General features: G+C 62.1%; 11 protein-coding genes. 8 read left to right on the top strand and 3 right to left on the bottom strand.

The genetic code is table 11. The features are described from left to right. Positions 1–16: 16 nt before the first annotated feature. A complete protein-coding gene (locus tag JKL45_RS00450; protein ID WP_201859146.1) occupies positions 17–811 on the bottom strand; it encodes a DUF1194 domain-containing protein in 795 nt (264 codons plus the stop codon). A 252-nt stretch (positions 812–1,063) separates the two neighbouring features. On the opposite strand from JKL45_RS00450, the gene JKL45_RS00445 reads away from it, so the two are divergent. From JKL45_RS00445 to JKL45_RS00425, 5 genes are all read left to right on the top strand, one after another. Continuing rightward, the gene (locus JKL45_RS00445) at positions 1,064–1,483 is read left to right on the top strand and encodes a DoxX family protein (protein ID WP_201859145.1); all 420 of its coding nucleotides are present in this window, start codon (positions 1,064–1,066) and stop codon (positions 1,481–1,483) included. 206 nt (positions 1,484–1,689) lie between these two features. Next, the gene (locus JKL45_RS00440) at positions 1,690–1,980 is read left to right on the top strand and encodes a hypothetical protein (protein WP_201859144.1); all 291 of its coding nucleotides are present in this window, start codon (positions 1,690–1,692) and stop codon (positions 1,978–1,980) included. A 372-nt stretch (positions 1,981–2,352) separates the two neighbouring features. Next, on the top strand, positions 2,353–4,641 hold the full coding sequence (locus JKL45_RS00435; RefSeq protein WP_201859143.1) for a bifunctional diguanylate cyclase/phosphodiesterase: 2,289 nt from the start codon (positions 2,353–2,355) through the stop codon (positions 4,639–4,641). Positions 4,642–4,918: 277 nt separating this feature from the next. Then, positions 4,919–5,680: a LuxR C-terminal-related transcriptional regulator gene (locus JKL45_RS00430; protein ID WP_201859142.1), complete on the top strand. Its 762-nt coding sequence runs from the start codon at positions 4,919–4,921 to the stop codon at positions 5,678–5,680. Between the two features lie 231 nt (positions 5,681–5,911). After that, complete coding sequence (locus JKL45_RS00425; protein WP_201859141.1) at positions 5,912–6,127, top strand: hypothetical protein; 216 nt, start codon at positions 5,912–5,914, stop codon at positions 6,125–6,127. A gap of 101 nt (positions 6,128–6,228) precedes the next feature. On the opposite strand, the gene JKL45_RS00420 is transcribed toward JKL45_RS00425, so the two are convergent. Beyond that, complete coding sequence (locus JKL45_RS00420; RefSeq protein WP_201859140.1) at positions 6,229–6,429, bottom strand: hypothetical protein; 201 nt, start codon at positions 6,427–6,429, stop codon at positions 6,229–6,231. Positions 6,430–6,567: 138 nt separating this feature from the next. Continuing rightward, positions 6,568–7,458: a LysR family transcriptional regulator gene (locus JKL45_RS00415; protein WP_201859139.1), complete on the bottom strand. Its 891-nt coding sequence runs from the start codon at positions 7,456–7,458 to the stop codon at positions 6,568–6,570. Positions 7,459–7,885: 427 nt separating this feature from the next. On the opposite strand from JKL45_RS00415, the gene JKL45_RS00410 reads away from it, so the two are divergent. Genes JKL45_RS00410 through JKL45_RS00400 form a run of 3 tightly spaced genes read left to right on the top strand, consistent with a single transcriptional unit; the run spans position 7,886 to position 13,217 of the window. Further along, a complete protein-coding gene (locus JKL45_RS00410) occupies positions 7,886–9,583 on the top strand; it encodes a peptidase domain-containing ABC transporter (protein WP_201859138.1) in 1,698 nt (565 codons plus the stop codon). Continuing rightward, complete coding sequence (locus tag JKL45_RS00405) at positions 9,580–11,763, top strand: peptidase domain-containing ABC transporter (protein ID WP_201859137.1); 2,184 nt, start codon at positions 9,580–9,582, stop codon at positions 11,761–11,763. Before JKL45_RS00410 ends, JKL45_RS00405 begins: the two co-directional genes overlap by 4 nt. Next, positions 11,763–13,217 (top strand): HlyD family type I secretion periplasmic adaptor subunit, encoded by a 1,455-nt coding sequence (locus tag JKL45_RS00400; RefSeq protein WP_201859136.1) that lies wholly within the window; start codon positions 11,763–11,765, stop codon positions 13,215–13,217. Before JKL45_RS00405 ends, JKL45_RS00400 begins: the two co-directional genes overlap by 1 nt. Positions 13,218–13,220: the final 3 nt, after the last annotated feature.

Below are 13,220 nucleotides of genomic sequence, written 5' to 3'. Positions count from 1 at the left end.
CAGCCTTGGGACCGCCTCAGTTGCGGTCCCAGCGGTACATGCGCTGCTCGCCTTCGGTGCAACTCACCGAGGGCTCTGCCTGAACTTTCTGAATCATCGGCGCCTGAGGCAATGCCGCGATCTCGCGGATGATCTTTGTCCGGATCGCATCGGCGAATTGCTGACTTTCCCGCACCGGCACGATGAACGATCCCTCGCCGCCGATGACGCAGTTCTTGTAGTAGAGGTCGAGATGCTCCATGTCGCCGAAGCCGCTCGGCCGCTTGAGCATGATGGGAAGGCCGTTGATGGTGACGCCCTTGGCGACGGCCTCGTCTCGTGCCGCCGCGACGCCCCGTCCGCTGCTGTTGGGACCGTCACCGGAAATGTCGATGACCTTGCGGATTGGTTCGACGCCGGTCTGCTCCAGAAGCTTCACGCCAAAATCGATGGCACCGGAAATCGATGTTCGACGGATGCGGCCGATGGGGGTGCTGCTCAGTCCTTCGGCAAATTTCAGGGCTCCCTCAGGGCCCTCGATGATGGTCCAGGGAACGACGACGTTCTGATACTCCACGCCGGACCATTCCACATAGGTGACGATGATCCTCCCCACCATGCCGTTGCGGATGGCATCATGCACCTGCGGGGAGCGGAAGGCCTCCATGAAGCCTTGGCGCTGAAGTTCCTGCTCGTCCGGATCCATGGAACGTGACACATCGACGGCCAGCACCAGCGCGACATCGACCTCGGTCTCCGCTTGGGCGCCCGCCGGGCAGAGCCACAGGCCCGATACGACAGCCGCGAGAGCACCAAGAAGCTTTCGATTCATCCCCGCCTCCGTTCGTCAGACGCAAGAAGCTGACAGGAAACCTCCGGCAGACAAGGTTTGATGCCGATGAGAAAGGTCCGACGGGCGTCAATTTAACGTGAGTTTCACGTGGAACGCTCGTATTTGCCGTCGACGAGTGTCGAAGCGGAACGTCACGCCAAACGGGCTTCTCCTCCCGATCTTGCGCTTTATATGGGCGGCATAAGACTTTGATCCGTCGTGGCAGGCGGTGCTCAGAAGGAACTCTCTCAGATGTCGTCCACTCTCGATCGCTGGTCGCCCTACGCCCTGGCCGTCTTAAGGATCGTCACGGCGCTGCTCTTCATCGAGCATGGGACGCAGAAGCTGTTCGGCTTCCCGGCGCCTTCCGAGAGCGGCACGCCGCCCTTGATGTCATTGTTCGGCATTGGGGCGCTCCTGGAACTCGTCGGCGGTCTCCTGATCCTGGTAGGGTTGTTCACCAGACCTGTTGCCTTCGTGCTCGCCGGCGAGATGGCTGTGGCGTACTGGATGTTCCACGCTCCGCAGAGCGTCTATCCAGTCCTGAACGGTGGGGATGCGTCCATTCTGTTTTGCTTCGTGTTTCTCCTGCTCGTCTTCACCGGCCCAGGTGCCTTGAGCATCGACGGAGCAAGGCGGCCCGTTGGACCCCGGCATTCCTGGGAGCGCTGACGCGTTAGAGCGTTTCTCTCCCTCGACGGCATGCTCCGGAACGCAACATCGTCCGCTACCTCGGAAGAGTAGGGCAGGGAGCCCGACCCTTGTGATTATGAAGTGGAATGGCTGCCTTTAACCCCATAATTTCAAGGGACGGCGCATGACCTTTTCGCCGGAAAAGCGTTAAGACCACGGGCAAGTTCGTTGCGTAGGAGTAGAACATGGCCGAGATCATCGCCTTCAAGGATCTCAAGAAGATCGCTGACAGGTGCGAGGTGCTGAGCCTTTTTGAGCCCAAGCGCCCATCAAAAGCTAAATCCCGGTCTGAGGGCAGGGGCTTTGATTTCCCGAGCTCACGCCCCTTCATCTCCGGCAACCTGACCGATCTTTTCGAACAGGCCAACGCTGTCGCCATGCGCCATCATCATGGGGACCCCAAGGTCTCGGCCATCGTGGCCGAGAAATGTTTGGAATTGATCCAAGCCTTGGAAGACCATGCGCAGCCGGAATGATTTCTCGGGCCTAAGTGGCTGATGGGGTCATCAATATTCCTCTCTCCAATCCGCCAATAGTACTGCTGGTTCTTTTGTATTTCCCCTGCGGAATTTTCATTTGGAATGAATGATTAACTTTAAATGCAGAAGCATACGGTCGGGTGAATTCTTTCGTTGATTTTTGAAGCGGGGCATAGGAACTATCATCGTTAGCACAGCCCCTGTGGCAGGTTGAGTTCGCGCCCGAGTTCATGCGCTGCTCAAAGGCATGATGCCCTCCTGTCAGGCCGGTGAGAGTCCGGCAGGTTCGTTCCCAAAATCCATTTGCCCCAGGTCGGTCGTTCGGCGTGCCGCTGTACGGTCGAAATCCGGAGGCGTTCCGGTGCGGCCATGTTGAGTATCTTTCTGTCGTCCTACCGCGCAGAACGGCCCTTTGTCCGCAGCGTTCTGTTGCCGGTTGTCCTGGTTGCCTTTGCGACCCTGTCCATGGGCGCGGGTGCAATCCTCTGGGCTGTCGACAGGAGCAATGACATCTCCGCCGAACGTCAGCTCCGGACAACGGAGGCCAGCATACGGGCGGCTGTTCAGGAACTCGCCCAGCAGCAGGAAATGGTCGCCATCTGGGATGATGCCGTTGTGGAGCTCAACAAGCGCTCTCTCGATCTCAAATGGATCGACGCCAATTTCGGCGTCTGGCTCAACAAGACCTTCGGACAGGATGAAGTCTATATCCTCGACGAGCGCAACGAGCCGCTCGTCGCAACCGTTGGTCCCACCCGTGTGCCTGCGCAGGAATACGAGCGGGTCAGAGCAAGTGTCGGCGATCTTGTCGCAGGGGTAAGGGGCGCTCCGGGTTCCCTTCACCAGGTTCACGTCGCGGAGCTCGCGAATGCATCCTACCTGAAGACCGGCCGGGCCGTTCACGATGCCCATCTGCTCGAGCTCAATGGCCGGCCGGCAGCCGTCAGCGTGATGAAGATCATTCCTGAGTCCGAGGACGTGCCCTATCCTCATGGAAGGGAGTTCCTTCTGCTCAGCATCCGCTTCCTCGATGGAAGCTTCATCGCACAGCTGTCCGAACAAAACCTGATCGATGGCCTGCGATTCTCCAATTCCGACACTCCCGAGCTGGGTGAGGTTTCGGTGCCGGTCAAATCCGATGTCGGCCATCTCATCGGGTACTTCATCTGGAACCCGGAGCTGCCGGGTGACCGCTTCCTCAAGTCGGTCGGTCCGGTGATGGCAGCTGCCGCCGCCATGATCCTTCTCCTGCTCGGCGCTTTGGTTCGCCGTTTGAGGCAGTCCACGGCGGCATTGGAGAGAACGGTTCTCGAGCTGCAAGCGAGCGAGGCGCAGGCCCACCACCTTGCGTTCCATGACGTGCTGACAGGCCTGCCCAATCGCGCTTTGTTCGAGGATCGGGTCACCCATGCGATCGCCCGGATGCAGGGCAGCGAGCAGGTTGCCGTCATGATGCTCGACCTGGATCGCTTCAAGCATGTGAACGACACTCTTGGCCACCATGCAGGCGACAGTCTCATTCAGGAGTTCGCGGTTCGTCTGGCAGCGCTTGTGGGTGATGATGTCACCATCACCCGATTGGGCGGAGACGAATTCGCCATCGTACAGACCTTCACGTCGGGAACCGATGCGCCGCAGGCCTTGTGCAAGCGTATTCTTGCAGCATCCATGCAGCCCTATGACGTTCTCGGCAGTCAGGTCTTCGTCGGTGTCAGCATCGGGCTGGTGCTGGCTCCCGAGGCGGGCCTGGATCGCATCGAACTCCTGCGTAAGGCCGATATCGCGCTTTATCGCGCCAAGGGCGAGGGACGAAACTGCTACCGCCTCTTCACGCCGCAGATGGACGAAACCATCAACGCCTCCAGGATCATCGAAGAGGATCTCCGTGCGGCGCTTGCCACAGGAGAGGGGCTCGAGGTTGCCTATCAGCCGCAGATTTCCCAAGGCGGCTCGGTCGTGGGCGTGGAGGCTCTTGCCCGCTGGCGTCACCCGACACGCGGCTATATCCAGCCCAATCAATTCATCCCGGTGGCGGAGCAGACCGGCCTGATCGTTCCGCTCGGAGAATGGATTCTGCGCCAGGCCTGTATGGCCTCCCGACGCTGGCCCGATCTCTTCGTCTCCGTCAATCTCTCGCCTGTTCAATTCCGGTCGTCTGACTTTGCCGCCCGTCTCATCGGCATCGTCCATGAATGTGGCGCGCATCCTCAACGCATTGAACTCGAAGTCACGGAAGGTGTGCTTCTTGAGGAGGACAGGAGAACGACCGACGCGCTTCGGAAACTGCGGGAAGCAGGCTTCCGGATTGCCCTTGATGACTTCGGAACCGGCTATTCAAGTCTTGGCTACCTTCACCGCTTCGAGGTCGACAAGATCAAGATCGACCGATCTTTTACCCAGAGCCTGGGACAGGGCAGCAAAGCGGCCACCGTCATCAGGGCCATCGTTGCGCTTGGTCAGGCCATGGCAATCACCGTGACGGCAGAAGGCGTCGAGACGGAAACGCAGCGGAGTTTCCTGGACACGGCAGGCTGCGATGAAATGCAGGGCTTCCTGTTTTCAAAAGCTGTGTCGGAAGAGCAAATCGTGCGGCTGCTTGGCCGTTCGTCACCAAATCAGGCGGAGCATTATAAGTATGCGATGTCGATCCAGAACTAATGTAAGTATATCGTGCCGCTAAGGTCCAGCTTCACATGACAACATATCACCTGGACTGGGACAATATACAGGAACACTGCAGCAGGAGGGATTACCTCTTAGGTGACGTTGCGGAAGAGGAACTAAATCTTCAGGCCCTCGTTATCGCCACGCCTGATCCATTCGGATTGGCTTCCCGGACATGGTCCCCGCCCCTTTTGTTCTAGCCTGCGTATTTTGGATAGGCGGCGCCATGACCCTCGACTTTGATGAACACGACCAAGGGGCTAGAGCCAGCATGGGCCATAATATTGTCTACAAAGAGCAAATCCTTCCCATCGCTCAGGATCCTTTCCAGAACATCACAACGGTCCTCATCTGCCAGAACGTTCTGCTTCGGACCGGCATCAGTCATATCCTTTCGGGCACGCGCTTCGACATCGCGGAACAAACCGGCGACCTGTCGACCCTATCGACATTTCCGGAAGGGGTACCAGTGCTCTTCCTCATCTGTGATGGGCGCTCCACTGCGGAATATGCCCAAACGATCAAAGACCTGAAGGACCACTATCCTCATGCACGGGTCGTGGCTCTCGCGGACAACATGGATCCGCAGGAGATCGCGCAGATCTGCAAGGAGGGCTTGGACGGGTTCTGCACGACGACCATGGATCGCCATGCCATCGTCAAGGCGTTGGAGCTCGTGATGCTGGGCGAAACCTTCATTCCAGGGTCAATCGGGCTGAGCCTCCTCGACCAGCTTCGGAATGGCCAAACGAGCGGTTCCGGTCAGTCGGTTTCCCTCATGCCTGCCAACGATCCGGCAATTCTCATGAATAAGCTGTCGGAGCGTGAAGCACAGATTTTGCGTTGCCTGACTCAAGGATCCTCGAACAAGCTGATTGCTCGTGAACTCGGGGTGGCGGAAGCGACCGTCAAAGTTCACATCAAGGCGATCCTTCGCAAGGTGAAGGCGGTCAACAGGACTCAGGCTGCCATGTGGGCAGCCGGCCACTTTGCCTCGGCGCAGGAGAGCAAGGACCTGATTCCAGGCGAGTAGGGCTTCGTTCAAGAGCCTCAGGCTTTCAAGAACCTGAATGAGGCACGTGGGGAGTCCTGCGTGCCCTACCTCTTTGGAGGTAGCCCAAGTGGCGAGTTGCGGATCAGTCCGCACGGGCGCTAAGCCTGACAGCACCCTGATGGTGCGCCGGATAAAAATCTTAAGTTAAAGCGTACTGACGCCCCAGGTTCGAACTGAAAACAAACATCGAAACGATGCGGTGGGGCAACAATGGATTACCAGGTGGAATTGGTCGCTCGTGCATTTTTTGAAGCCGAGCACGAAGACTTCTCATGGGATGGCGAGGCCGAACTGGTTCGTGATGAGTTCCGCGAATATGCGCGCAACGCCATCAGTCTCCTTGATGAGGATATCGGCGTTCTTCTGCTCGCGCTCCAGCGCGCCACGGCCGAGGAGCATCCTGAGCGCTCCAGAGCCGCAGCCTGAAAACTTGATTCTGATTCAACTTGCTTGAGATCCCAATCCTTGAAGAGGGATCTCAAGCATGATTGGCACTTGAATCCGCCTAAGCCCGTGAGTGCCGATGATCAGTGGGCATCCGGCGGCAGATCGGCGATCCGCTTGATCTCATAGACAGCCAGCATCAGAAAAACCGACATGATCACAAGCCCGAGCGCGCTTGTGAGAACGCTTGCGCTGACGCCTGACGCAGAAGAGACGATCGCCAGCAGGATCAGGAAGGGCAGTCCGAGGGTGATGGCGAGAACGGCAAGAAAGGACCGTGGCATAGGGCGGATCCGCTTCATTCTTGAGAAAGAGATTTTGAGGAATTCAATAGGCTACAAATCGTGGAGAAAGTGAGATTGCGCTTCGGTTCAGTCTCCCACAAGCCTCTTCGATGAATGTAATCCGAAAGAATGGCCTGACTAGAAATTCCACCGCTGCGCCTTCGCAACGAGGAAATCGCGAAATACCTGAACCCGTGCGACGGAGCGCAACTCCTCAGGGTAAACCAGATAGCTGTCGAGAACCGGCATCTGCACATCGCGAAGAACCTGCTTCACTCCTGGGTTGCCGCTCATGGCGTAATCCGGCGCCATGCCGATGCCGGCACCATTCTCGATAGCCTTGCGAAGAGCCAGGCTGTCGTTCACCACGAAACGGCTCGGGCGCGGATCCTTGGGGCCGCGCCCCAGTTGGCTCAGCCGGTGCAGATCCAGAATGAAAGCCGGCTGGTCGCCTCCCAGACAGAGGATGGAATGGTTGTCGAGATCCTCGATCCGCTCAGGCTCCCCGAAGCGCTCCAGGTAGGTATTGGCCGCATAAGCATGATACTGAATCGTGAAGAGCCGGCGCTGGATCAGATCCGGCTGAGCCGGCAGACGCAACCGGATGGCGATGTCGGCTTCGCGCATGGCGAGATCCAGCTCTTCGCTCGTCAGGATCAGCTGAACGCGCACGTCCGGGTAGAGATCGAGAAATTCCTTGATGCGTTGCGCCAGCCAGATGCCCCCGATCCCGACCGTCGCGGTGACCCTGAGGTCGCCCGCCGGCCGTTCGCTGGTTTCCGTGAGACGCTGACGGGTTTCCTCCAGGCGCTGGCGGATGTCCTGGGCGGCGCGGAACAGCACCTCCCCATGCTCGGTCAGGATGAGGCCGCGTGGATGCCGATGAAAGAGCGGAACCTTCAGGTCATGTTCGAGAGCGCTGATCTGGCGGCTCACCGATGACTGGTTGACCCCGAGCTTCTCGCCCGCTCGGGTGAAATTCCCGGCATCGACCACTTCGTAGAACAATCTGATTTTGTCCCAGTCCAAGACAGATCCTCAAAAAGGGGAGCGGGTTCACCGTGCCTGCGCCTCACGAAGGATTATTCCAGATTGAGAGGTCTTGCTACAAGGATCGCCATGACCCCATCCCTCAAGCAGCAGGCCTGCATCCGACGGTGGGCGGGTCATGTTCCTGATAGTATTACATGAGATCTGCTCAAGGATGGATGCAGGTTCCGTTAACTTTACCCAAGGGTAAGACAGGCTGAGCGTAGGCATTTATTGACTTTTCCGGCAGTATTGTGAAAGTTCAACATAGCGATAAGCCATATCCATGGCGGGTTGGCCGGCGCACTTAAGCGATGCGCGTCCAAAGGCATGATGCCGCCCCGCCATACCGGTGAAAGCCCGGTATGCTCCCCCCAAAATTTTGAAGCTTCTGCATCCCCAAGGCCGAACGGCCAAAGGTAGCGTTATGAACAGGTCTGCTGCCGCATCCGAGGCCTTGGCGGCATCCTCGGGCCCATGGCTGACGCGCCCCTTCAGGGCGCTGATCGGCCGCTTCGGCATCGCCTTCTTCATGCCGGTGCTCGAGGCGACGCTGCTGATCACGCTGCTCGCCCTGGCGCTGCCTGCGGCCCTGCTGCAGGTCTACGATCGGATTCTGCCCAACAAGGCGACTGGCACCCTGGTCGTTCTCGCCATCACGGTGGCCCTGGCCATTCTGCTGGAGGCGCTGCTTCGGCATGTGCGCGGCAGGCTTCTCGCCCGAATGGCCGCAGCCTCGGAGGCGCAGGCGCATCGCCAGGCCATGGAGTGCCTGCTCCACGCTCCCCTCTCGGCCCTGGAAGCCAACGGAAACGGCTATTACGCGGAGCGTCTCTCCGCCATCGGCACCCAGCGTGAGGCCTGGTCCGGCCCGGCCTTGCAGGCCATGCTCGATCTGCCTTTCGCTCTGCTTTATCTGGTGGGGATCTGGTACCTCGCCGGCTCGCTCGTGCTGGTGCCGCTGACTTTGCTTTTCTGTGTCGCTCTGCTCGCGGCCTTGACGGGCCGGCGCGTACGCCGCGCCGCGCAGAACCTCGCGCTCGCTGAGGAGCGCCGCTTCAACTTCCTGTTCGATACCCTGAGCTGCATTCACCCGATGAAGGTCCTCGGCGCCGAGCCCCTGCTCGAGCGCCGCTATGAGCGCCTGCAGGGCGGCTCCGCGCAGATGCGCCGGACCCTGGCGCAGGCCATCTCGGCCGGGCAGGAGGGCGGGCAGCTGCTGGCCCAGGCCGCCACCATCGGCGTGGCGGCCTTCGGCTGCCACATGGTGCTCAATGGTCAGCTCAGCGTCGGCGGTCTGGGCGCATGCACCATGCTGGTGGGCCGTACGATGCAGCCCCTGCTCGGTGGTGTTGCTCTCTGGTCGCGTCTCCAGTCGCTCGCCGAGAGCCGGAGACGTGTCGCGGAAATTGCCCTGCTCCCCCAGGAGCGGCATCTCGACCGGCCGGCGCTTCATGTGTCCAATGGCCATGTGGTTCTCGACAACGTCAGGCTGCGCAACCCTCCCCACACGGATTGTCTGTTCGATGGTTTGACCCTGGAGGCCAAGCCCGGCGAGATCATCGGCGTGACCGGCGCCAACGGCTCCGGCCGCTCGGCCATGCTGCGGCTGATCGCCGGAGACCTGCAGCCGACCGAAGGCCACGTCACCATCGACGGGCAGGACCTCGCACAGGTCGAAATCGGACCGGCGCGGCGACAGGTCGCCCTGGTGCCGCCCGATCCGGCACTGGTGCGCGGCACGCTCCTGCAGAACCTCACGATGCATCAGCCTCACCTGGAGGCGGCAGCTCTGCGCCTCGCGACGCAGCTGGGCTTGGACCAGGTGGCCAGCGCATTGCCGGGTGACTGGCATACGCCCGTCGGTGTTTCGGCCACGCCTCTGCCGCGCGGCGCGGCTCAGCGCATTGCCGTCGTGCGTGCCTTGATCGAGGAGCCGCGCATCCTGCTGCTCGACGACATCACATCCCAGATCGACGGCGACAGCGATGCCCGCCTCGCCCAGCTCCTGGCGGGGCTGCGCGGCAAGGTCACGGTCATCATCGTCACGCATCGCCCCTCGACGCTCGGCATTGCCGACCGGGTGTTCGCAATTCGCGGCGGCTCGTTGGAGCGCGTGTCATGAGCCTCATCATGGATTGCGCCCCCAAGGCTCCGGTGCATGTGTCGGAGGATCTGCTGGCTTCGTCCGACCTTGCCCGCTGCCTGCCGGTTTGGCTGTGGCTGATGGAATGGTCCGGCTGCGCGGACGATCTCCTTTCAGCTCTTCCGCACGCGAAGCCCGACATCGATCTCACCGATCTGCGCAACACGCTGGCGTTTCTCGGCTATCCTACCAGGATGCAGGGCCTCAAGCGGGGAGGTCTCGACCTGCGGTGCCTGCCGGCCATCCTGCTGCCGCCGGGAAAAGCTGCCGCCGTCGTCTATCGCGACGAGTCCGGACAGGTTCTGGTGTTCGACGGCGCTACGGGTGACGTGAAGCCCTGTGCGCCGGAGAAGCTGCGCGGAACCTTGATCCTGGCCGCCGACACGACCATCGGATCACCGCGCCAGAATTGGTTCAGCGGCATCGCGCGGCGCTTTCAGGGCGCACTGCCGCCCCTGCTCGCGATCAGCGGGTTGATGGCTGTGCTCGGGCTTGCGGTTCCGATCTTCACCATGGCGGTCTTCGACACGGTGGTTGCCGGCTACAGCCCGGAGACGCTGCCCATGCTCATCGTGGGCGTTGCCGCCGCGGTCGGGTTGGAGGTGCTTTTCCGCGTCATCCGCCAGCGCGCGCTGCTGCGCATCGCGGAGCGACTGGACCGGCTGGTTCCGAGCGCCGTCTTCACGCAATTGCTGTCCCTGCCGACAGCACTTGTGGAGCGCGCCGGCACTGCATCCCAGGTCTCCCGCCTGCGTGATTTCGCGGCCATCCGCGAGTTCTTGACCGGCAGTTTCGCCGTCGCCCTTCTCGACTTGCCGTTCACGATTCTCGTCGTGGTGCTGATGATGGTTCTCGGCGGGTGGATCGCGCTCGTGCCGGTCGGGACCGCCATCGGCTTCGTGCTTCTGTTCTGGATATCGCGCGGGTCCATGCGCCTTGCCATCGATCGAGCCGCCCGCGCCAACCAGGCGCGGGAAGCCTTGGCTGTCGAGGCGCTGGAGACGGTGCGCACCTTGAAGCTCGGAGGAGCGGAAGAGCGCTGGATCGACCGTTACACCGCGGCCTCCGCGGCAGCGGCCGTGGCCTCCGCACGCGTCGGTACCCTGACCGGTTCGGTTCTCGCTGCAAGCCAGGCGCTGGTCACCCTGTCGGGCCTGGCCGCGGTGGTCATGGGTGTGCTCTCGGTCCTGTCCGGCGCAATGACCGCAGGCGCGCTGATCGCCGGCATGATGCTGATCTGGCGGGTTCTGGGTCCCATGCAGACATGCTTCCTGATGCTCTCGCGTTGGGAGCAGACCCAGGCGTCGATCCGGCAGGTGGACGGATTGATGGCGCTTGAAACGGAGCGGCCGCCGCCGCTCGAGGCCCGCATGGCACCGCCGGAGCAGGGTGCCATCGTGTTCCACCGCGTGACCCTGCGCTATCTGCCTCAATCCGAGCCCGTTCTGGCAGGCGCCAGCTTCGCCATCCAGCCCGGTCAGGTGGTGGCCGTCACCGGTGCGGAGGGCACGGGCAAGTCGACCCTGCTGCTGCTCACCGCAGGCCTCTACCGGCCGCAGGGCGGCCTCGTGAGGATCGACGGGCATGACGTGCGCTCCTTCAATCCGGCCGTTCTCCGGCGCAGCATCGGCTGGGTGCCGCAATCGCCAGGGCTGCTCTACGGCACGATCGCCCAGAACCTGCGTCTGGCCCGGCCCAGCGCTTCCGATGTGCAACTGCGCGCGGCCGCTGCCGAAGCCGGTGTGCTGGAAGCCATCGAGGCTCTGCCGCAGGGCTTCGATACACGGGTCGGCGACAACCACAGCGGTCGTCTGCCCCGCAGCATCCTGCAACGGATCGCGCTCGCCAGCGCCTTGCTGCGCGAGGCACCCATCCTGCTCCTCGACGAACCGGTCGCCGGACTGGACGACGCCTGCGCCAAGGCTTTTACTGATGTCATCGCCTCCCACCGGGGACGCTGCACGATCCTCATGGCAACGCACAGGCCGAGCCATATCCGGCTCGCCGATCGCGTCCTGCGCCTGCGCGACGGGCAGGTGGAAGAGGTGGATCAGCCTTCGCCCTCCGGGCCTCGTCCGACACGCAAGCCGGTGGGCGCACCACTGGCGAATGCTGCCTTCGCAAATCTTTCCGCTGCTAACAGTTCCAGAGTTGGTTGATGAGCACCGCCGCACCATCCGCCCCCGAGGCTGAGACCCTGCCGATGGTTGAAAAGCAACCCATCCTGGCACCTCTGCCTCGCGCCAGTCGACAGCCACGGCCCGACAGCCATGTGCTCGCCCTGGAGGAACTGCGCATCCACAGCCTGGAACGCGCCGTCGTTCTGGGCACCGGCCTGCTGGTGGCCGCAGCCCTCTCCTGGGCTGCGCTCACTCACGTGCCGGAGGTGGCCCTCGGCGTCGGCGATCTTGCGCCGACGGTCGCGCCGGCGCCGGTTCAGCATTTCGAAGGCGGCATCGTCACGGAGGTGCTGGTCCACGAAGGCGACGTGGTCGAAGCCGGCCAGCCCCTGCTGCGCATGAACGATGCGGCCGCCCAGGCCGAACTGTCGCAGGCGCGGCTTCGCCTCGAATCCCTGCAACTGCAGTCGCAGCGTCTGACTGCCGCGGCAGAAGGCAACGTCATGGCCATGGAACTGCGTGGTCGTGAAGCGACGGCGAGCATTGCCGTCGCCGACGCAAGCGGGGAGGGCAGCGCAATGCCATCCCTGACAACCAGCCTCTTCATGGGGCCGCAGCGCGCAGCATTGGACGCGCGCCTGCGGTCCTTGAGCGATCGGATCGCTGTGCTTCACGAACAGGTGGCGCAGCGGCGCAGCGAGATCGCAACCCTGTCCGGGCAGATCTCCGCCGTGCAGGAGCAGGTGGCGCTTCACGCCAAGGAGCTCGGCATCCGCGAGGAGCTTGCCCGGAACGGATTGACCACACGGCTCGCCGTTCTGGAGGCTCAACGTCTGCTGATGAGCGCGAAGGCCGAGCGTGAGCGGTTGAGCGGTCAGCATGCCACGGCCCTGCGCAGCCTTGCCGAGGCCGAGGCCCGCATTTCAGAGATGCAGTCGGCCGCCGTGGACGAGGCCCGGCAGGAGGCTGCGCGTGTGGCGCTGGACATTGCCGAGACGGCGGAAGCTCTCCGCAAGCTGGAGGATCGAGCGGAACGGACGCTGCTGCGTGCGCCCGCTCCCGGCGTCCTGCGCGGGCTCGCCGTTCACCGTCCCGGTACGGTCCTGCCGCCTGGCGGATTGATCGCCGAGGTGATGCCGCAGGATGCGCCGCTGGTTGCGGATGTGCGGATCATGCCGCGCGATATCGGGTTCATCGAAGTCGGTCAACCCGTTCACGTCAAGGTGCAGGCCTTCGATTATGCGCGCTACGGTGCCGTCGATGGCGTCGTGGAGCGCGTCTCGGCCGGCACGTTCCTCGATGAGCAGCGCCAGCCCCATTACCGCGTGCGTGTCGCGCTCAAGCAGCAGCATGTGGGCCGTGATCCCAGCAAGGCGCAACTCGTGCCCGGCATGACGGTTCAGGCCGACATCACGACCGGCAACAAGACCGTGCTGCAGTACCTGTTGAAGCCAATCTATTCCGCCATGGCGGCATCATTCCACGAGCGTTGAGGA

The sequence above is a fragment of the Microvirga soli genome (assembly GCF_016734765.1).
Classification (GTDB): Bacteria; Pseudomonadota; Alphaproteobacteria; order Rhizobiales; family Beijerinckiaceae; genus Microvirga; species Microvirga soli.
Note: the sequence above shows the minus strand (reverse complement) of the source record. Positions and strands in the feature narration are given on the sequence as shown.